The following is an 18,561-nucleotide window of genomic DNA, read 5'->3' as shown; positions in this document are numbered from 1 at the left end:
CGTGTCAGTACGACGCCCGGCCGCCGCTGGCGTCGTACACCGCGCCCGTGGAGAAGCTGAGCTGCTCCGAGCACAGCCACGCGATCAGCTCGGCGATCTCGTCCGCGCGCCCGAACCGGCCCATCGGGGTCAGCGCCTGGGAGCGGGCCAGGATCGCCGGGGCGGTGTCGGCGTTCATGGGGGTCTCGATCGCCGCGGGCGCGACGGCGTTGACGAGCACGCCCGTCTTAGCCAGCTCCTTGCCGAGCGACTTGGTGAACCCGACGACCGCGGCTTTCGAGGCGGAGTAAGCACTTTGCGCCGGATTGCCGTCCTTCGCCGCGATGCTCGCCATGGTGACGATCCGGCCCCAGCCCGCGCTCACCATGCCGGGCGCGAAAGCCCGGCACAGCAGGAAAGTCCCGTCCACGTTGACGCGGAACGTCGTCCGCCACTCGTCGAGCCCGAGTTCGGTGACCGGGCGCGACGGGCCCACGATTCCGGCGCTGTGCACGAGGATCCCGACCGGGCCGAGCTTCGCCGCGAGCGCCTCGACGGCTTCGGGGTCACTCACGTCGAGTCGCTCGTCCGCGCCCGGCGCGACGTCGGCGGTGACGACGGAGACGCCGTCAGCGGCGAGGCGTTTCGCCGTCGCGGCACCGATTCCGGACGCGCCGCCGGTCACGAGCGCGCGCACGCCTTCGGGGTAACTCATGCCGCCACCTCCGCGCGAGCCAGGTCCTGTGCCGCCAGCCAGCCGAACGTCAGCGCCGGCCCGAGGTTGATCCCGCCGGCGGGATAGTGCCCGCCCATCACGCTCGCCTGGTCGCAGCCCACCGCGTAGAGCCCGGGGATCGGCTGGTCGTGGCCGTCGAGCACGCGGGACGCCTCGTCGGTCGCCAGCCCGGCGAAGGTGCCGAAACTGCCCGGCACCACCTTCACCGCGTAGAACGGGCCCTTTTCGATCGGCGCGAGCGACGGGTTCGGCCCGACGGCCGGATCTCCGCCGTACCGGTTGAACGGCGTCGAACCGCGCCCGAACTCCGGATCCTCGCCCCGGCGCGCGGCGGCGTTGAAGCGCTCGACGGTGTCCACGAGCCCGGCGGGGTCGATCCCGCAGGCGCGCGCGAGCTCTTCGAGCGTGCAGCCGCGACGGAGATATCTGTTGCGCAGATAGGGAAACAGTGGGATCGGGCGGGGTTTGGCCATGCCGAGCGGATACCGGCGCACGAACCGGGCGTCCGCGATCTGCCACGCCTCGACCGGTTCGTCGTCCGGGGTGGCGGCGATCATCGCGGACACGTAGTCGTAGTAGCCGTTGGCCTCGTTGACGAACCGGCGCCCGGAACGCAGCACGCCGATGCTGCCGGGTTTCGCGCGGTCCATGATGTGCGGGAAAACGCCGGTCCGGCCGGAGGCATAGGGCACCAGCGAGACCGGGCACCACGCGGCGGGGGAGCGCAGGTCGGTGCGCACCCGCCCGCCCGCGGACTCGCCCAGCGCCGCGCCGGAGCCATCGGCCGTCTCGGGCGCGAGGGTCCAATGCCTTTCGCCACGGGGGAAAGTCGCGCGCCGCCGGTTCTCGTCATGGGTGTACCCGCCGGTCGCCAGCACCACGCCCCGGCTCGCGGTCAGGGTGCGGCGACCGTCCGGAGTGGACACTTCGACCCCGGTGACCCGGCCCTCGTCGCGGAGCAGCCTGCTGACCCGTGCCGACGTGCGGATGGTGACCCCCGCGTCGAGCGCCGCGCGCAGCAGTCTTCCGGCCAGCGCGGTGCCGTTGACCAGCTGCATGCCACGGCGCCGCGTGACGAGGTCGAACAGGTGCCTGCTGACCCGGCGTGTGGCGTGCAGGAGGCCGCGCACGTCGCCGTGTGAGGCGGCGAGGAAGCCGCGGAGGTCGTCGCCCGCCATGATGCCCAGCCCGAGGAACGAGGTTTCGTACAGCTGCCGGCGGAGCAGCCGGGCCACGTCGTCGCCGAGTTCGCGCAGGTCCACCGGCGCGGGCCCGACCGAGCGGTGCCCGGTTCCCGCGCCGGGCAGGTCGCCGTAGATGTCGCAGATCTTGGCGCCGGGCACGAACTCCAGCGCGGTCTTCTCGTGGAAGAAGCGCACCATCTCCGGCGCGGCCGCGAGGAAAGCGTCCACTCTGGACGGTTCGTAGTCCTTGTCCAGCACGGAACGGAGGTAGGTGCGGAACTCCTCGGTGTCCTCGCGGACGCCGTCGGCGCGGGCGAGCGGGTTGCCGGGCGCCCAGATCCAGCCGCCGGACCACGCCGTCGCGCCGCCGCACACCTCCGCCCGTTCCAGCACCACGACCCGCAGGCCCTGGTGCGCGGCCGCGATCGCCGCGGCGAGCCCGCCGGCCCCGGATCCGGCGACGATCACGTCGTAGGCGTCGGGCGAAGGTGTGGTCACGGCGCTGGTCCTCCTCGGTGCGGCGCGGACTGTGTGGTTTTCGCGCCAGCACTATGTAAGATATGCGATAAAATCGCTGGTCAACTGTGCTGCGGATCGACTATAAGCGGATCGGGCGCCGACGCAAGACCCCGGGAGGGACACCATGGAAATCCGCTGGCTCGAGGCGTTCGTCGCGGTGGCCGAGGAGTTGCACTTCGGCCGCGCCGCCGCCCGGCTGCGGCTGGCGCAGTCGCCGCTGAGCCAGACGATCCGCAAGCTGGAGAAGGAACTCGGCACCACGCTGTTCGACCGCAGCACTCGCAGCGTCGCCCTTACCCCGGCGGGGCATGCGTTCCTGCCGCACGCGCATCGTGTCTTCGAGGAACTGGAGCTGGCGCGTCAGGCCACGCGGGCCACCGACGGCGTCGTCTACGGCACGGTGTCGATCGGCTTTTCGGGCGCGCTCAACCATCTCACGCTCCCTCCGCTGACACGGGCCGTGCGCCAGCGGTATCCGGACGTGACGCTGTCGCTCACCGGGCGCGTCATGACCCGCGACGGCGTGGAGGCGCTGGAGCAGGGCGGGCTGGACATCGCGTTCGTCGGCCTGCCGATCGGCCCGTCGCGGGTGCGCACGCGGATGATCGGGCGCGAGCCGCTGGGTGCGGTGCTGCCGATCGACCACCCGCTGGCGAACGAAGCCGGCATCGACCTCGCCGGTCTCGCGCAAGACGGGTTCATCACGACGCCCGCCGAGGCCGGTTCGGCGCTGCAGGAATTGGCGATGCAGGCGTGCGTGAAGGCCGGCTTCCGGCCGCGGATCGTCCAGGAGATCACCGACCCGTACATGATCCTCACGCTCGTCTCGGCAGGCGTCGGTGTCGCGCTGATGTCCTCCGGCATCTCCGGGATCCTGCCGTCGGGCGCGGTTTTCGTGCCCCTGCGCGGGGAACAGACGTACCTGGAGCACGCGCTGGCGTGGCTGGAGGACAACCCGTCGCCGGTGCTGCACGCGGTGCTCGACGTCGCCGCGGAAGTGCTGCCGACGCCCTGATTATGCTTGCGAAACACAAAGTGTAGGTGAAACCAAGTATTGGACGCGGCATAGTTCCCTTTGCGATCCTCGTCGGTACCCGCCGAAGAAGCCGGATCGAAAGGAGCGCCATGTCTCACTCGGCATCGGCCTCGCCCTCCCGCAACGATCCCCGGAAAGCCGCGCTTTCCGGGTTCCTGGGCAGCACACTGGAGTACTACGACTTCTTCATCTACGGTTCGGCCGCCGCGCTGGTGTTCGGCAAGGTGTTCTTCCCCGATACCGGCGCCACCGGGGCCCTGCTGTCCATCGCGACCCTCGGCGTCGCCTACGTCGCCCGCCCGCTCGGCGCCGTCCTTTTCGGACACTTCGGCGACCGGCTCGGCCGCCGCGCCACGCTGCTGGCCACCGTGCTGATGATGGGCTCGTCGACGTTCCTCATCGGCTGCCTGCCCTCGTACCAGCAGATCGGGATCGCCGCGCCGCTCCTGCTCGTGCTTCTCCGTCTGCTGCAAGGACTTTCCGCGGGCGGTGAGTCGCCCGGCGCGAGCTCGCTCACCGCCGAGCACGCGCCCGACCGACGCCGCGCGTTCTTCACCAGCTTCACGATGAGCGGCATCATGTTCGGGATCGTGGTGTCCAGCATCGTGTTCATCCCGGTCGCGGCGCTGCCGGAGAGCGACCTGCTGAGCTGGGGCTGGCGTATCCCGTTCTGGCTGTCCATTGTGGTCACCGGGATCGCGTGGCTGCTGCGCCGTTCGCTGCACGAGCCCGAGGTGTTCGCCGAACTCCAGGAGACCGCGGAGACGGCCAAGGCGCCGATCATCGAGCTGTTCCGCGACCACTGGCTCACCGTGCTGCGCATCGCCGTCTGCGCGAGTTTCGCGATGGTGAACACGATCGTCAACGTGTTCGCGCTGGCCTACGCGACCGAGGTCGCGGGCGTCTCGAAGACGACCATGCTGCTGGTGATCTCGGTGGCCAACTTCGTCGCCGTGCTCACGCAGCCGGTGTACGGGATCATCGCCGACCGGATCGGGCGCAAACCGGTGTTCGTCGGCGGGCTGCTCGGCGTCGGCGTGATGGTGTTCGTGTTCTTCAGCGTCATCGGCACCGCGAACGTCCCGTGGATCTACATCTCCGCCGTGCTGCTGATCGGCTTCTGTTACGCCGCACCGAACGGCGTGTACCCGGCGTACTTCCCGGAGCAGTTCCCCGCCAGGGTGCGCTACAGCGGGATGGCGATCGGGCTCATGGTCGGCCTGCTCGCGGCCGGGTTCACGCCGCTGCTGGCCACCGCGCTGACCTCCGGCGACAACGGCAACTGGGCGCCGGTGGCATGGATGTGCGCGGCGTTCGTTGTCGCCTCCGCGCTGGCGGCGCTGACCGGGCCGGAGACGTTCCGCATCCCGACCGCGCAGCTCGGCGCTCGTGGCGAACAGGCCACTGTGGACACTGCCACCGAGACGGTGCGGCCGTGATCCGCGCCGGGGTGATCGGGTGCGGCAACGTCGCGGGAAACCACGCGTCGGCCTACCGCGACCTCCCGGACACCGAACTGGTCGCCTGCGCCGACGTCGATCCCGCGCGGGCGGGAGAATTCGCGGCGCGATACGGGGCGGCGGCCACGAGCCCGGCGGAGATCTTCGGCCTCGGTCTGGACGTCGTGAGCGTGTGCACCCCGCATCCGACGCACGAAGCCGTGGTCACCGAGGCCGCCGCGCACGGCGTGCAGGTGTTGTGCGAAAAGCCGATCGCGATCGACCTCGGCGCCGCCGCGCGCATGATCGAGGCCTGCGAACGAGCGGGAGTGACGCTCGGCGTGCTGTTCCAGCGCCGGTTTTGGCCTGCCTCGCAACGGATCCGCGCCGCGATCGACGACGGCACACTGGGTGAGCCCGTCCTCGGGCACGCTTCCGTGCTGTTGCACCGCGAAACGTCGTATTACACCGCCGATGCGTGGCGTGGCACGTGGAAGACCGACGGCGGCGGCGTGCTGATGACGCAGGCGGTGCACAACATCGACCTTCTGCAGTGGTTCATGGGCGACGCCGTCGAGGTCCACTGTTCCCACACCGCGTTCAAGCACGGCGACGCGATCGAGGTCGAGGACACCGCGGTGGCCACGGTCCGGTTCGCCTCCGGTGGTCTCGCCACGATCGCCGCGTCGACCGCGCTCACCCCGGGGCTCGGCACGCGCGTGCAGGTCACCGGGCGAACCGGCGCCACCGCCGGGCTCGCCGAATACCCGGAGGGCAGTGAGGCGCGGCTCGACGTCTGGGCAGTGCCCGGACAGGAGGCCGTCGCGTCACCGTTCGGGGCCGGGCTCGCGGAGGACCTGACGCTGGCGCGGATCAACGGCAGCCTCGCGCCGTTCCACGCGCTGCAGATCGCGGACTTCACGGCGGCCGTGCGCGAACGTCGCGAGCCCGCCGTCACCGGGCGCGAGGCGGCGAAGTCGCTCGCCATCCTCACCGCGCTCTACGCGTCGGCGGCTTCGGGACGCCCGGAAGCCGTGCCGGCACTGGGAAAGGAGATCACGAGATGAATCCGATCGGGATCGCGCATCTGACGCTGCTGAAGCTCAGCCCGCCGAAGCTCGTCGAGGTCGCCGCGGAAGTGGGTTACCACTTCGTCGGCGTGCGGGTGCGTGCCGTGACGGCGGGGGAGGAGCAGTACCCGATGGCGGCGGGCTCGCCGATGTCGCTGCAAACCGTGCGCCGCCTGCGGGACACCGGCCTGCGCGTGCGCGACATCGAGTTCCTGACGCTGGGCCCGGAAACCGGCCCCGGCGACTGGCGCGCGATGCTCGACGACGGTGCCGCGCTCGGGGCCACCTCGCTCAGCTGTGTCGGCGCCGACCCCGACCGGCAGCGCCTCACCGACACCCTTGCCGCGCTGACCGAGGACGCGATGGCGGTGGGGATCCGGCCCACGCTGGAGCCGATCAGCTACCAGCCGGTGAGCACCGTCGCCGGGGCCGCCGAAATCGCCGCGCCCGCCGGTGCCGCGCTGCTGCTCGACGCGTTGCACATCCACCGCGGTGGCAGCAGCCTCGACGACGTCCGCGCGCTCGACCCCGATCTCGTGCCCTGCCTGCAGATCTGCGACGCGCCGCTGGCCGCGCCCGAGCACATCGAGCTGCCGCCGAACCTGCCGATGGGCATGAAGGCCGACGGCTCCGTACTGCAGGTCGAGGCGCGTGCCCATCGGTTGGTCGCGGGCGAAGGAGAACTGCCACTGGCGGAGCTCATCGCTGCGGTGCCGGAGGGCGTGCCGCTGAGCGTCGAAGTACCACATGCCGTGCTGCAGAACGAGTTGTCGTCGCTGGAGTTCGCGCGCCGCAACCTCGACGGCCTGCGCCGCGTGCTCGCCACGGCGGACTCGCATGTCTGAAGTGCTCGCCCCGGTCCGTCACCGGGTCGCCCTCGTGGGCGCGTCGATCGGCGGTTCCCTCTCGCCCGCGCTGCACGAACGCGAGGCCGCCGCGCTCGGCCTCGACTACACCTACACCTTGCTGGACCTGGACCATCTCCCTCCACAGTGGACGCTTCGGGACGCGGTGGGCTTCACGGGCTTCAACGTGACGCACCCGGCGAAACAGGCCGTGCTGGCGCAGCTCGACGAGCTCTCCCCGGACGCCCGCGCGCTCGGCGCCGTCAACACGGTCACCGTGGAGGACGGCCGGTTCACCGGACACAACACCGACCACAGTGGATTCCTCGCCGGGCTCCGCCACGGGCTCCCGGACGCGAACCTGGGCCGCGTGATCGTCGTCGGTGCCGGGGGAGCGGGCTCCGCCGTCGCCTACGCGCTCGCCGGAGCGGGCGCCGCCGTGAGCATCGCCGACACGGATCAGGCTCGGCTCGAGGCGCTGCTTTCCCGCCTGCGCAAACGTTTTCCTGAGGTCTCCGCCGTGGACGACGTCGAAAAGGCGCTGGGTGACGCCGACGGGATCGTCAACGCCACCCCGATCGGCATGACCGGGCACGCCGGGGTCCCCTTCGATCCCGGCGCGCTGACCGCGCGGCACTGGGTCGCGGACGTCGTGTACCGGCCGCTGGACACGCAACTGCTCCTCGCCGCCCGTGCCGCGGGCTGCCGTGTCCTCGACGGTGGCGCGATGCTCGTCGCCCAGGCCGCGGAAACCCTCGCCGTGCTCACCGGCGCTTCGCCGGACCTCGCGCGGATGCGCGCGCACCTCGGCGAACTGACCACAAAGGACAGGGCTCATGACTGACTGGGACCACGAGACCGACCTGCTCGTCCTCGGCTCGGGCGCGGGCGGGCTCGGCGCCGCCGCCGTCGGCGCGAACGAGGGCCTTTCCGTGCTGGTGCTGGAAAAGACCGAATGGCTCGGCGGCACCACCGCGTACTCCGCCGGCACCTGCTGGATCCCCGGCCACCGCTACCTCGACGACGCCGCCGGGGACGTCGCGGAGGCGAGCCGCTATCTCGACGCGCTCGTCGGCGACCGCGCGCCCCGTGAGCTGCGTGCGGCCTACCTCGCGCACGGCGCCGAGATGATCGACTACCTCGACCGGATCGGTGTCGGGTTCTGGCATTCGAAGACCGTCGTCGACTACCACCCCGAGATCCCCGGCTCCGGCGTCGGCCGCGCGCTCGAACCGCGGACGTTCGACGGCCGCAGGCTCGGCAAGGCGCGGTTCGGGCGGGTGCGGTTCCCGGTGCCGGAGTTCGCGCTGTTCGGCGGCACGATGATGGTGCGGCGGCCCGAGGTGAACGAGCTGCTGACCCTGCTCGAAGGTTCGCCCCGCCCGGCCGGGCTCGCCCTGAAACTCGGCGTCCGGTGGGCCGCCGACAGGCTGCGCTTCAAGCGCGGCACGCGCCTCGCGATGGGCAACGCGCTCGTGGCGGCTTTGTATGACCAGCTCGTGCGCCGCTCCGGGGATGTCTGGTTCACCGCGGTCACGAGCGAGCTGGTGACGGAGAACGGGCGCGTGACCGGCGCCGTCGTTTCCCACCGCGGCCGCACTGTCCGGGTGCGGGCACGGCGCGGCGTTGTCCTTGCCGCAGGCGGGTTTTCGTCGAGCCCGGAGCTGCGCGCCGAGTACCTGCCTTCGCCGACGCCGCAGTTCACGCGCGCCGGTGAAGGCGCGACGGGGGATACGTTCGAGCTGGCCAGGGCAGCCGGCGGAGCGCTGGGGGAACCCCGCGACGACAACGCGTTGTGGTTCCCCAGTTCGATCGGCCGCCGCGCGGACGGGTCGACGGCGGTGTTCCCGCACATCTGGGACCGCGCCAAACCGGGCATCGTCGCGGTGAACGGGGCCGGACGCCGCTTCGTCGACGAATCCGTTTCCTACCACCGGTTCACGCGCGCGATGTACGACTCGCACAAGTCCGTGCCGACCGTGCCCGCGTGGCTCGTCCTCGACGCGCACACGCTCAAAAAGTACGGCCTCGGCATGATCCGCCCGCGCGTGCCACAGGCCGTCCTGCGGCGTTACGTCGAGCAGGGCTACCTGCACACCGGCCGCACGGTGCGGGAACTGGCGGCGTCGATCGGCGTCGACGCGGACGGTCTGGAAAGGACGGTCGCGGACGCGAACCGCTTCGCCCGCACGGGAACCGACGAGGAGTTCGGCAAGGGGCAGAGCCCGTTCGGGCACCAGTACGGCGACCACGCCCACGCGCCCAACGTCAACCTCGGCCCGATCGAACGCGCGCCGTTCCACGCGATCGCCGTCGTGCCGACCCCGCTGGCCACCGCACTCGGTATCCGCACGAACCCGTCGGCGCAGGTCGTCGGCGAGGACGGCGAACCCGTGCCCGGGCTGTACGCGTGCGGCAACGACGCGAACTCGATCATGGCGTCGGAGTACCCCGGGGCCGGCTGTCAGGTCGGAGCCGGGCTGACGTTCGGCTACCTCGCGGCCCGGCACGCAGCTGGGTCCGCACCGCGTGCTCGTCCCACAGCGTCCAGCGCGAGGTGAAACGGCCGGACGCGCCGACGCGGTAGCAGGCGATCAGGTCCACCCGCAGGGTCGCCCCGTTCGCGGGCAGCCCGGCGAACGGGGCGCCGTCGTGGGTGCCGGTCACTGTCAGGCGCTGCACCAGCGTGTCCCCCTCGACGATCTGCTGTTCGGTGTGCGCCCGCAGGTCGGGGAAGGCGCGGCGCAGCGTGGTGACGAACCCGGCCAGCTCGTCCGCGCCGTGCTCGACCAGCTCGCCGAGCGCGGCCAGATCGCCCTGGTTGAGCACCTCTTCGGTGATCCTGCGGGCCCGGACCCTGATCTCGTCGGGTGTCATGCGGCCGAGCGTTCCGCGCGCGGTCCGGCGGGACCACGACGCCGGGTCACCGTTCACCTGACACATCCGCGCCGTCGCCCGCGACTTGCAGACCATGAGCACTTTCTCGGCGCGGCTGCGGCGGTTCCGGCTCGCGGCGGGCCTCACCCAGGAGGCGCTGGCCGAACGCGCCGGGGTGAGCCCGCGCGCGGTCAGCGACCTCGAACGCGACCCGCGCCGGGTGCCGCGGCTCGACACCGTGCGGCTCCTGGCCGACGCGCTCGCCCTCGGTGACAACGACCGCGCTGCCTTGCTCGTCGCCGCGCGTCCGGCGGCACTCCCGGCGGCGCCCCCGTTGATGCCGCCGCTGATCGGCCGGGCCGGGGTGTCGGCCGCACTCGTCGAGGTCCTCGAACGCGGCGAGACGCGGCTGCTGACGCTCACCGGCCCCGGCGGGGTCGGCAAAACCCGGCTGGCGCTGGATGTCCTGGACAAACTGCGGGCGCGTTACCCGGACGGGACGCTGTTCGTCGACCTCTCCCCGTTGCGCGATCCGGCTCAGGTCACCGCGGCGATCGCGCAGCAGGCCGGGCTCGGTGACCCCAGCCCCGTGCCGATGGGCGAGCGGCTCGCGACCGCGTTCCGGGACAAGCGGGCGTTGCTGCTGCTGGACAATTTCGAGCACGTCATCGACGCGGGCTCCGGCCTTCTCGCGTTGTTGACCGCTTGCCCGGGGCTCGTCGCCCTGGTGACTTCCCGCGCGCCGCTGCGTGTGCGGGCCGAGCGCGAATATCGCATCGCGCCACTGGAGTCCGGTGATTCCGACGCGCCCGCCGTACGGTTGTTCGTCGAGCGCGCCACCGCGGCGGGAGTTCCCGTGGAGCCGGACGAGACGATCGTGCAGATCTGCCGTCGGTTGGAAGGCCTGCCGCTGGCGATCGAACTCGCCGCCGCGCGGGTGCGCGTGCTGCCGCCGAAGGTCCTGCTGGACCGGTTGGCGCAACGGCTTTCCCTGCTGGTGGGCGGCCCGCGCGACCTGCCGGACCGGCAGCGCACGATGCGTGACGCGATCGGCTGGAGCTACCAGCTGCTCTCACCGGAGGCGCAGCGTCAGTTCCGTGCGCTGTCGGTCTTCGCGGGAGGGTGCCCGCTGGCGGCGATCGACGATCTCGACCCCCTGTCCGAACTCGCCGACGCCGCGCTGGTGCTGCCCGGGACGCGGGTCGGGATGCTGGAGACGATCCGCGAGTACGGGCGGGAACGGCTGCACGAATCCGGCGAGGAGGAAGCCGCGATCGCCCGGCACACCGCGTACTTCGCCGGGGTCACGGACGGGGAGTCCGAAAAGGACAATCTGCGCGTCGCGCTCGGGCATGCCGTGGCGCGGGGTGAGGCCGAGTCGGCGAGGCGGATTTTCCTTACCCTGTCCGGAGTCTGGGTGCGGCACGGGCTGGTGCACGAGGGGGTCCGCATGGCCAGGCGCGTCCTCGTGGTTCCGGGCGCGGCGAGCGGCGCGGCGCTGGTCGCGGCGACCGAGATGGCGATGGAGATCTTCGCACTCGACGAGGCGCGGGCGTGGTGCGCGGAACTCGTCGCGCTGGGCGAGGACAGTGTCACGGCGCTCAACATCCGGGGCTCCCTTGCCCGGCTGGAAGATCGTTACGCCGACGCCATCGCCGACCACGAGGCCGCACTCACGCTCGCTGACCGGATGGGAAACCGCGAAGGGCACGCCACCGCGTCGATCCGGCTCGCGAACGACCTCCTGCTCAGCGGCGAAACCGCCCGCGCGAGGGAACTGGCCGAACGCGGCCTGGCCGAAACCCGTGCGGTCGGGTCGAAGCGTGAAATCGGTGAGGCACTGCAGCTGCTCGGCCTGTACGCCATGCACGCCGGGATGGCCGAACGCACGCGCGAGCTGGCGAGCGAAGGCGTCGCACTCGGGCGGGAGCTGCAGGATACGACGCTGACCGCGGAAGCCCTCCGGCTTCTGGGCACGAACGCGGCGCTGCATGGCGATCTCGACGTGGCCGCGCGAAGCCTGGCGGAAGGCGAACGCCTGAACCGCGAGCGCGGGGATGACCACACTGCGGACCAGCTGCTCGCCCACCTTGCGCAGGTGGCCATGCTGCGTGGGGAGATCGAGGAGGCTCGCAGGCTCGGCACGTTGTCGCTCGCGTCGGCGCGCCGGTACGAGGACCTGTGGGCGACCGCGATGTCCACGACGCTTCTCGGGCACGTCGAACTGGCCGGCGGGCGGCTGGGGGAGGCGCGGGAGCTGCTCGCGGAAAGCCGGGTGCTGTTCGAGCGGATCGGGAACCCGATGTACCTGTCCTGGTGCCTGGAGGGTCTCGCCGCGCTCGCGATCGCCGACGGTGAGTGGGCCCGGGCGGCTTCGCTGTGTGCCCAGCGCGAAGAGCTACTGGCGCGGCTGGATGCCCGTCTGCCGCCGATGAACGCGGTGGGCTTTCGTGCGGTGGAGGAGGCGCTTGCGGCGCGGGAACGGTGAGTCGCCGGTGGGTCCGCGTCGTGGCGCGTGGGTGTCGCGGCACCGAGGCTGGAGGGCGGATCCGAGTTTCCAGGAGGAGATCATGCCCCAGACCGCTTCTTTCACCATCGGCTACGCGATCTGCCTCGCGCTGGGCCTGTTCGACATCGTCAGCGTCGGGGCGGCCGGCACCGGCGGGGCACCGCCGACGCCGGTCCTCATCGTCGGCGTCGTGTGCGGCGTCGTCACGTGGGCAGCAGCCCTTCCGGCGTGGCGCCGCAACCGGACCGGGCTGATGACGCTCGTCGTTTCCCGGGTGCTGTCGGCGTTACCGGCCATTCCGGCGTTCTTCGCCACCACGCCGACCTTCGGGCTCGTGATCTCGGCCGTGACGCTGCTGCTCACCGTCGTCGGCGTCGGCCTGATCTCGGGCGCGGCGCGCGGCCGCGCGCTGGTCCGGTGAACCGCCTGGCAGGCCCGCTCGCCATCGGTGGCGTCGCGGGCCTCGCCTGGGCCGCGGGTCTGCGCGGTCTGATGGTCGAGGTCGCCGGGGCCGAATCGGCCGTGCACTGGTACGGCACGTTCGGCCAGATCCTGCTGCCCGGCGCGCTCACCGGCCTGTTGCTCGGCTGGGCCTGGACCACCCCGAAACGCTGGCTTTCCCTTGCCCCGCTGGCGTTTCCGCTCGCGGTGATCCTCTCCCCGGACACGGTGACGACGATCCTCGACGGCCGCGTCCCGTTCAGCGACGGCCTCGGCGGCGGAGCACTCGCGTTGCCGCTGTTCGCCCTCGCCGGCGGTTACGCGATCGCGGGGCACGTGCGGTGGCGGCGGATCGCGTGCGGGATTTTCGCGGCGATCCCGGTTCCGGCGTGGGCGCTGACGAGCGGTTCGATCCAGCCGGACCTCAGCCTCGCCACTGCTCGCGGCGCGTGGGTGGCTGTGCTGTTCTTCAGCTCCGTCGCGACGCTCGCGCTGGGCTGCGCGATTCCGCTCAGCCGCGTCAAGGTTTATTCGTAGACGACGTACGTGGGCTTGGGGCGCAGCGCCATTACTTCGTCCGGCTGCATCAGCTTGCCGCCCTTGCGGGTGTCCTCGTCGTAGAACAGCTTGAAGCCCGCCGCCACGTGGCCCGGTTTGGACCGCATCACGACGTTCCAGGTTTCGGTCTTGAGCTCCCGGCTGCCGATCCCGTCGACGATCTTGACCGGGTAGACGCCGGGATGCGGCACCAAATCATCCTCCGAGCGCACGACGGAAGCCGCGACCTGGTGGTACGCCAGCATTTTCGTGGGAATCCCGTGCCGGGTGACGAGATCGGACAGGAAGCGCGAGACCTCGTCGAGCTTCGCGCCGTCGACGTGGCCGTACTTCTGGCCGGGTTTCACGCCAGGGTCCACCGCCCATTCCGGGTCCAGCGCGATCCCGACGTCGGGCTCGGTCAGCCAGCGCTCGTAGGCACGGACCTCGTCGAGGAAATCCGCGTGCCCCGGCTGGATGTTCACCAGCAGCAAGCCTTTCAGCTTGCGCGCCTCGTCGAGGTAGCGCTGCACCGTCGAGTCGTCGGCGCGCGTGCGGTACATCCCGTCCGGCCCCGGGGCGCTCTGCACCGCGGTCGCGATCAGCTCGACGACCGGCTGGGTTTCCGGCCCGTACGCGGCGAGTTGCCGTTGCAGTGCGGCTCCGGCGGCGTCGAGATCGCCGGTCATGCGGCCGAGCGCCGGGCTGCGCGGGGCACCGCAGAAGCCCACCCGCAACGAGTCGCCGTACGAGGTTTCCCTTACCAGGTCAGGGTTTGTCGTGCTGGTCGGCAGGTCCGCACGCGCGGCGGGCGACGGCGGCGGGCTGGACGGCGGCGGGCTGGGCGGAGGCGCGGGTGCTTTGGGCGCGCAGGCGCCGGCGAACCCCAGTACGGAGGCGAGTAGCAAAGCGCGGCGGCCGATCCTCGACGGCGAGATCGTACGTTCCGCATCCATGCAGGCTCCCTCTCGCTCTTCGTGCCCGGACGATTCCGGATAGCCACGATCGTGCGGAGCTACACCTGTTCGTGTGGTTCTCACTCGGGTGGAGCAGTACTCCGGGTAGCTTGAGGACGCACTGGTTGTCACGAAAGGGAGAAAGCCATCACGCCGACCACCGCCGTGCTCGCCCTGCTGCCCGACGCGGAACCCCTGCTCAGCCGGGTTCGCCAGGCCGCGCCCGGTTTCGTGCGGTCGCTCCCGGCGCACGTGTCGCTGCTCTACCCGGGCCCGCCGCCCTCCGCCGCGGAAGACGTGCGTGTGGAGCTGCCCGCGCACGTCGACCTGGCCGAGCCGTTGCGGGGAGAAAGCGGTTTCTCGGGCGTGGCGGTGCCGGAGCTCGATCCGGCGGCGGCCGTGTTGCGGGCGCGGTTCCCGGATCTGGTGCCGTATGGCGGGCGTTTCGGCGAGGCTCCGCGGGCGCATCTGACGCTCGTGATGGGCGCGGACAGCACAACGCTCGACACCGTGGGCACGATCCTCGCCGACGCCCTGCCGTTGCGATCCCGTGTGGCCGGGCCGCTTTTCGTCCAGCGCACAGACGACGGCTGGCGCCCCGCCTGATTTCGGCCGGCCGTCAGCCTTCTCCCCGCGGGCGTCAGCCCGAGATCGCCGCGATGATCGTGTTCAGGTCGCAGTGATGCTGTCCGCCAGGCGATACCTCGCCCGTCGTCAGCCCGAAATGGCGGCGATGATCGTGTTCAAGTCGAAGTAATCCCGCCAGGCCGCGATCTTGCCGTCGACGATCTCGAAGGTGCCCATCACCGGCAGTGGCGTGGCGGTGTCGCCCTTGCGCAGGGTGTCGGTGCGCTCGTTCATCACCAGGCCACCGGAGCTGACCTGGCGGTGGATCTCGAAGTCGATGCCGTCGAAGCCCTTCAGGAAGTTCTCGATGAACTCGCGGATCGCGTCGCGGCCGCGGACCGGTTCCATCGGGATGTTGTGGTAGACCGCGTCCTCGGTGAAGTAGCTCGCCAGCAGCGCCGGGTCCGGGTCCGCCCAGCGCACGCAGAAGTCGGTCACCAGTTCTTCGTCCGAAGTGGACATTCAGTTTCCTTCCGTGGTACTGAGGTTCTTCGCGGTTTGCCGGAGATGGTCGAGGAAGTGCTCGCGTTCGGCCCGCCCGACGGCGGCGCGCAGCGGCCCGAGCTGCAGCTCCCACCGGGCCACTCCCGCGGCGTCGAAGACGGGGGCGGACAGGTAGCTCAGCGGCAACTCGGCGTCTGCGGTGAAATCCGTTGCGGTGTAAGGCTTTCCGCTGATGCCGCCGAGCAGGCCGAAGACCCGCTGGCGCAGGCTGTTCGGCGCCGGGTTGCCGGCCAGGTGCTCGACCACGTCGGCGAGCACGTCGAGCGCGGCGGGTTCGGCGGCGCCGATGCCCCAGGCGGCCACGCCCGTGGACCGGATCACCGCCAGTGTTCTTCGCAGCCGCCGATGCTGCTCGGGCGTCGCCGTGGCGAGCCAGTGTTGCTGCTCCTGTTCGGTGCGGAAGGCCACGACGGCCGCGCCCGCCGGCGCGCGCAGCGGCAGTACGGTGCCGGGCGTGATGCCCGCGGGAACGCGCCCTTCGCCCGCCAGTACCGAAACGAAGGTGAGTTCGGTGCCACTGACCAGACTCAGCGCCGCACCGCAGCCGACAGCCGCGGCGAGTTCGGCCAGCTCCCGCTCGGCGCCCCCGGGCACCACCGGTTGCTGTCCCGGCAGCCGGGGCCCTGGCCGGTAACGAAGATCGGGCGCGCGCGACGCCCAGCCGCGTTCCGTCAGGACGGTCAGGATGGCCAGCGCCGTCGACCGGCTCAGCCCGAGCTCGTCGGCGATCTGCGCCGCCGTACTCCCGTTCGCGCGCGCCGCGAGCAGTTCGACGACGGCGATCACGCGCTCGGTCGGCGGTGAGGCCGAACGCGTCTTGTCATCCATGCCCGAACTCTCTACCGTCGCTATGCGGATAGTCAAGTCATCAATGCGAATATTCGGATTCGGGGGCACTCATGACGACCTCGGGCTCCCTCGACCTCGAGGGCATCGACTTCGCCTTCGAAGACGCGCCCGCGCTGCACGACATCCTCGCCGATCTGCGCGCCAGAAAGCCTTACGCCGTCGTGCCTTTCGCCGGGGTACGGGCCGTCCTCCTGCTCACGCACGAGCTGGTGAGCGCCGCGTTCAAGGACGAGGAGACGTTCCCCGCCTCCGCGATCTACCCGCTCACCACCGGCCCCGTGCTGGGGCACACGCTGCAGTGCATGGCCGGGCGGGAGCACCGCGTCAACCGCGCGATCGCGTCGCCGCCCTTCCGCCGCAGCCGCGCCAAGGACTATATCGAGCCGGTCCTCGCACCGCTGGCGCACGAGCTGATCGACGAGTTCGCCGCGCGCGGCGAGGCCGAGCTGGTCGCCGAGTTCACCAGCCGCTACCCGGTGCTGGTGATCAGCAGGCTGCTCGGGCTGCCGGTCGAGGACCAGGACCAGGTGCGCCGCTGGGCGCACGACCTGTTCTACTTCCCGTTCGAGCCCGACGCGGCGATGGCGGCGTCCCGCGAGTTCGCCGAGTACATCCTCCCGGTGATGCGGCGGCGCAAGGCCGAGCCCGGCGACGACCTGATTTCCAAGCTGGTCACGGAATCGGCGGAGGGCGAGTACCTCACCGAAGAACAGGTGCTGGCGTTCCTGCGCTTGTTGTTCCCGGCGGCGGCCGACACCACGATGCTCGCGCTGGCCAACACTCTCGTCGCCCTGCTGACCCACCCGGAGCAACTGGAGCTGGTGCTTTCCGATCCGGGCGAGCAAGTCCCGTGGGCCGTCTGGGAGGGCCTGCGCTGGGAGCCGCCGGTGGGGCTGCTGCCGCGCGCGTGCCCGGAAGCCACGTCGTGGCAAGGCATCGAGATCCCCGCGCAGACGCCGATGATCTTCTCCATCAACGCGGCCCTGCGCGATCCCGCGGTCTATCCGGACCCGCACCGCTTCGACATCACCCGGCGCGAAACCGCGATGCTCGCGTTCGGGCAGGGGCCGCACACCTGCGCCGGCACGTGGCTCGCGATCGCCGAACTGCAGACGGCGCTGGGTGTGCTGCTCGAGCGGCTGCCCGGGCTGCGTCTGCGGGACGGCGCCGGTGAGGAGGCCCGGATCCGCAGCCAGGTCGGCGTGGCGCTGCGCGGCCCTTCCACGCTGCCGGTGCGCTGGACGACGTGACGTCGATGTCTACTGTGGACTGACGCGCTCAGCCTAGTACGCGCCCCACGCCGCCGAGCTGCACGACGCGGGATTCGTCTCTGTCGTCCGGTTCGTGCTTGCGCGGGTTGGTGGGGCGCCAGTCGGGCACGTGCACCAGCCCGGGCGGGACGAGCTCGGTGCCCGCGAACAGGGCGGTGATCTCCTCGCGCGTGCGGGTGCGGGCTTGCTGCCGCACGGTGCCGTTGTAGCTCTTCGTGGCCTGTTGCTGCTGGTAGCGGACGATCGGGTCGTCGGATTCGGTGATGTGGCTGATCACCAGGTGACTGCCCGGCGCGAGGCGTGCCCGGAACGCGGCGACCAGTTCCGCGGCGTCGCCATCGAGGAACGGCAGCACGGAGATCAGCAGCAGGCCGACGGGCTGCTCGAAGTTCAGCACCGCCCGCACCTCCGGATCGGCGAAAATCGCGTCCGGTTCGCGGAGATCGCCGCCGATGGCGATGGTGTCGGGGGTCCCGGCGAGCAGCTCACGGCTGACCGCGACCGTGTCCGGATCGTGGTCGACGTAGGCCACGCGGCTGCGCGGCGCCCAGGCGTGCGCGACCTCGTGCACGCTGCCCATCGCGGGGTAGCCCGAGCCGATGTCGAGGAACTGGCGGATTCCCGCAGACCCGAGATAACGCACGGTGCGGTGCAGGAACTCGCGGTTGACCCTCGCCGCGAGCCCGAGCGCGGGGAACGCCTGGAGCGCCCGTACGGCGGCCTCGGCGTCGCAGGGCTGGTGGTGGTGACCGCCCAGCAACCAGTCGTACACCCCGGCCGCGGTCGGTACGGAGCGCACGGTGTTCGGTTCGTCGGACATCAGCGCGCTCCTTGCTCTCTCCCCGATCGTAACCGCCGCCCGCGACTCCGCATCGCCCTGACGGGGTACGCGCTGCCGCCAGGCACCGGGCGAAATCCCTTCCCGTTTGAGGAATACGCGGCTCAACGCGGTGTTCGTGCGGGGTGTCGCCGGTCTTTTCCTTGAACAGGGCGGCAAACGCGGACCGCGACATCCCGGCTTTCCGGGCGAGCGCTGGCCACCACGTCCAGCGCGGAAAAGGCCCGGCGTCTGCGTGACTTGGGCGCCGCCGAGATCATCGACTACACGGCGCGACGCTGCGGACCGTGATCGTCGGGAGCCGGAGCGAGTTCGAGCGAATGAACCGGGCGCCCGCGCGGGAT

General features: G+C 71.1%; 17 protein-coding genes and 1 pseudogene. 11 read left to right on the top strand and 7 right to left on the bottom strand.

What is annotated here, in order from left to right; translation table 11 throughout:
• Positions 1–4: 4 nt before the first annotated feature.
• Together FPZ12_RS20745 and FPZ12_RS20740 are read right to left on the bottom strand one after the other, a co-directional pair.
• A complete protein-coding gene (locus FPZ12_RS20745; RefSeq protein ID WP_144747553.1) occupies positions 5–694 on the bottom strand; it encodes an SDR family NAD(P)-dependent oxidoreductase in 690 nt (229 codons plus the stop codon).
• Positions 691–2,397: an FAD-dependent oxidoreductase gene (locus FPZ12_RS20740; protein ID WP_144747552.1), complete on the bottom strand. Its 1,707-nt coding sequence runs from the start codon at positions 2,395–2,397 to the stop codon at positions 691–693. Before FPZ12_RS20740 ends, FPZ12_RS20745 begins: the two co-directional genes overlap by 4 nt.
• A gap of 145 nt (positions 2,398–2,542) precedes the next feature.
• Here FPZ12_RS20740 and FPZ12_RS20735 point away from each other — a divergent pair, with 145 nt between their 5' ends.
• From FPZ12_RS20735 to FPZ12_RS20710, 6 genes and pseudogenes are all read left to right on the top strand, one after another.
• Positions 2,543–3,433: a LysR family transcriptional regulator gene (locus FPZ12_RS20735; RefSeq protein ID WP_144747551.1), complete on the top strand. Its 891-nt coding sequence runs from the start codon at positions 2,543–2,545 to the stop codon at positions 3,431–3,433.
• A gap of 110 nt (positions 3,434–3,543) precedes the next feature.
• Positions 3,544–4,893, top strand: a complete 1,350-nt coding sequence (locus FPZ12_RS20730) for an MFS transporter (protein WP_144747550.1) — start codon at positions 3,544–3,546, stop codon at positions 4,891–4,893.
• Positions 4,890–5,960 carry a Gfo/Idh/MocA family protein gene (locus tag FPZ12_RS20725; RefSeq protein ID WP_166462842.1) on the top strand — a complete coding sequence of 357 codons (1,071 nt, stop codon included), beginning with the start codon at positions 4,890–4,892 and terminating at the stop codon, positions 5,958–5,960. Before FPZ12_RS20730 ends, FPZ12_RS20725 begins: the two co-directional genes overlap by 4 nt.
• Entirely contained in the window at positions 5,957–6,808 is an 852-nt protein-coding gene (locus FPZ12_RS20720) for a sugar phosphate isomerase/epimerase family protein (RefSeq protein ID WP_144747548.1), read from the top strand. Before FPZ12_RS20725 ends, FPZ12_RS20720 begins: the two co-directional genes overlap by 4 nt.
• The gene (locus FPZ12_RS20715; protein WP_144747547.1) at positions 6,801–7,652 is read left to right on the top strand and encodes a shikimate dehydrogenase; all 852 of its coding nucleotides are present in this window, start codon (positions 6,801–6,803) and stop codon (positions 7,650–7,652) included. Before FPZ12_RS20720 ends, FPZ12_RS20715 begins: the two co-directional genes overlap by 8 nt.
• Positions 7,645–9,216, top strand: a pseudogene (locus tag FPZ12_RS20710) (FAD-binding protein); the annotation flags it as partial. The gene FPZ12_RS20715 and the pseudogene FPZ12_RS20710, both read left to right, overlap by 8 nt.
• Positions 9,217–9,241: 25 nt before the next feature.
• On the opposite strand, the gene FPZ12_RS46515 reads toward FPZ12_RS20710, so the two are convergent.
• Positions 9,242–9,685, bottom strand: coding sequence for an ester cyclase (locus tag FPZ12_RS46515; RefSeq protein ID WP_243769946.1), 444 nt, complete (start codon positions 9,683–9,685; stop codon positions 9,242–9,244).
• A 94-nt stretch (positions 9,686–9,779) separates the two neighbouring features.
• On the opposite strand from FPZ12_RS46515, the gene FPZ12_RS20700 reads away from it, so the two are divergent.
• From FPZ12_RS20700 to FPZ12_RS20690, 3 genes are all read left to right on the top strand, one after another.
• Positions 9,780–12,173 carry an ATP-binding protein gene (locus FPZ12_RS20700; RefSeq protein WP_150980427.1) on the top strand — a complete coding sequence of 798 codons (2,394 nt, stop codon included), beginning with the start codon at positions 9,780–9,782 and terminating at the stop codon, positions 12,171–12,173.
• Positions 12,174–12,255: 82 nt separating this feature from the next.
• Entirely contained in the window at positions 12,256–12,615 is a 360-nt protein-coding gene (locus tag FPZ12_RS20695) for a hypothetical protein (protein ID WP_144747543.1), read from the top strand.
• Positions 12,612–13,172 carry a hypothetical protein gene (locus FPZ12_RS20690; RefSeq protein WP_144747542.1) on the top strand — a complete coding sequence of 187 codons (561 nt, stop codon included), beginning with the start codon at positions 12,612–12,614 and terminating at the stop codon, positions 13,170–13,172. Before FPZ12_RS20695 ends, FPZ12_RS20690 begins: the two co-directional genes overlap by 4 nt.
• On the opposite strand, the gene FPZ12_RS20685 is transcribed toward FPZ12_RS20690, so the two are convergent.
• On the bottom strand, positions 13,163–14,128 hold the full coding sequence (locus tag FPZ12_RS20685; protein ID WP_144747541.1) for a hypothetical protein: 966 nt from the start codon (positions 14,126–14,128) through the stop codon (positions 13,163–13,165). The two genes, FPZ12_RS20690 and FPZ12_RS20685, sit on opposite strands and share 10 nt — an antisense overlap.
• 165 nt (positions 14,129–14,293) lie before the next feature.
• Between FPZ12_RS20685 and FPZ12_RS20680 the strand changes: the two genes are divergently transcribed.
• A complete protein-coding gene (locus FPZ12_RS20680) occupies positions 14,294–14,734 on the top strand; it encodes a 2'-5' RNA ligase family protein (RefSeq protein ID WP_144747540.1) in 441 nt (146 codons plus the stop codon).
• Positions 14,735–14,842: 108 nt separating this feature from the next.
• Here FPZ12_RS20680 and FPZ12_RS20675 read toward each other — a convergent pair whose 3' ends face one another.
• Together FPZ12_RS20675 and FPZ12_RS20670 are read right to left on the bottom strand one after the other, a co-directional pair.
• Positions 14,843–15,217 (bottom strand): limonene-1,2-epoxide hydrolase family protein, encoded by a 375-nt coding sequence (locus tag FPZ12_RS20675; RefSeq protein WP_144747539.1) that lies wholly within the window; start codon positions 15,215–15,217, stop codon positions 14,843–14,845.
• On the bottom strand, positions 15,218–16,087 hold the full coding sequence (locus FPZ12_RS20670) for a helix-turn-helix domain-containing protein (RefSeq protein WP_144747538.1): 870 nt from the start codon (positions 16,085–16,087) through the stop codon (positions 15,218–15,220).
• 71 nt (positions 16,088–16,158) lie between these two features.
• On the opposite strand from FPZ12_RS20670, the gene FPZ12_RS20665 reads away from it, so the two are divergent.
• Positions 16,159–17,358, top strand: a complete 1,200-nt coding sequence (locus tag FPZ12_RS20665; protein WP_144747537.1) for a cytochrome P450 — start codon at positions 16,159–16,161, stop codon at positions 17,356–17,358.
• Positions 17,359–17,386: 28 nt separating this feature from the next.
• Here FPZ12_RS20665 and FPZ12_RS20660 read toward each other — a convergent pair whose 3' ends face one another.
• A complete protein-coding gene (locus FPZ12_RS20660) occupies positions 17,387–18,199 on the bottom strand; it encodes an SAM-dependent methyltransferase (RefSeq protein WP_144747536.1) in 813 nt (270 codons plus the stop codon).
• Between the last annotated feature and the right edge of the window lie 362 nt (positions 18,200–18,561).

This window comes from Amycolatopsis acidicola (genome assembly GCF_007713735.2).
Classification (GTDB): Bacteria; Actinomycetota; Actinomycetes; order Mycobacteriales; family Pseudonocardiaceae; genus Amycolatopsis_E; species Amycolatopsis_E acidicola.
This window is presented reverse-complemented; position numbering and strand designations above follow the sequence as displayed.

Excerpts from the sequence above, each read along its gene's own strand:
- FPZ12_RS20745 (WP_144747553.1), bottom strand. The coding sequence starts at position 694 with ATGAGTTACCCCGAAGGCGTGCGCGCGCTCGTGACCGGCGGCGCGTCC.
- FPZ12_RS20735 (WP_144747551.1), top strand. The coding sequence starts at position 2,543 with ATGGAAATCCGCTGGCTCGAGGCGTTCGTCGCGGTGGCCGAGGAGTTG.
- FPZ12_RS20730 (WP_144747550.1), top strand. The coding sequence starts at position 3,544 with ATGTCTCACTCGGCATCGGCCTCGCCCTCCCGCAACGATCCCCGGAAA.
- FPZ12_RS20720 (WP_144747548.1), top strand. The coding sequence starts at position 5,957 with ATGAATCCGATCGGGATCGCGCATCTGACGCTGCTGAAGCTCAGCCCG.
- FPZ12_RS20715 (WP_144747547.1), top strand. The coding sequence starts at position 6,801 with ATGTCTGAAGTGCTCGCCCCGGTCCGTCACCGGGTCGCCCTCGTGGGC.
- FPZ12_RS46515 (WP_243769946.1), bottom strand. The coding sequence starts at position 9,685 with ATGACACCCGACGAGATCAGGGTCCGGGCCCGCAGGATCACCGAAGAG.
- FPZ12_RS20700 (WP_150980427.1), top strand. The coding sequence starts at position 9,780 with ATGAGCACTTTCTCGGCGCGGCTGCGGCGGTTCCGGCTCGCGGCGGGC.
- FPZ12_RS20695 (WP_144747543.1), top strand. The coding sequence starts at position 12,256 with ATGCCCCAGACCGCTTCTTTCACCATCGGCTACGCGATCTGCCTCGCG.
- FPZ12_RS20685 (WP_144747541.1), bottom strand. The coding sequence starts at position 14,128 with ATGGATGCGGAACGTACGATCTCGCCGTCGAGGATCGGCCGCCGCGCT.
- FPZ12_RS20675 (WP_144747539.1), bottom strand. The coding sequence starts at position 15,217 with ATGTCCACTTCGGACGAAGAACTGGTGACCGACTTCTGCGTGCGCTGG.
- FPZ12_RS20670 (WP_144747538.1), bottom strand. The coding sequence starts at position 16,087 with ATGGATGACAAGACGCGTTCGGCCTCACCGCCGACCGAGCGCGTGATC.
- FPZ12_RS20665 (WP_144747537.1), top strand. The coding sequence starts at position 16,159 with ATGACGACCTCGGGCTCCCTCGACCTCGAGGGCATCGACTTCGCCTTC.
- FPZ12_RS20660 (WP_144747536.1), bottom strand. The coding sequence starts at position 18,199 with ATGTCCGACGAACCGAACACCGTGCGCTCCGTACCGACCGCGGCCGGG.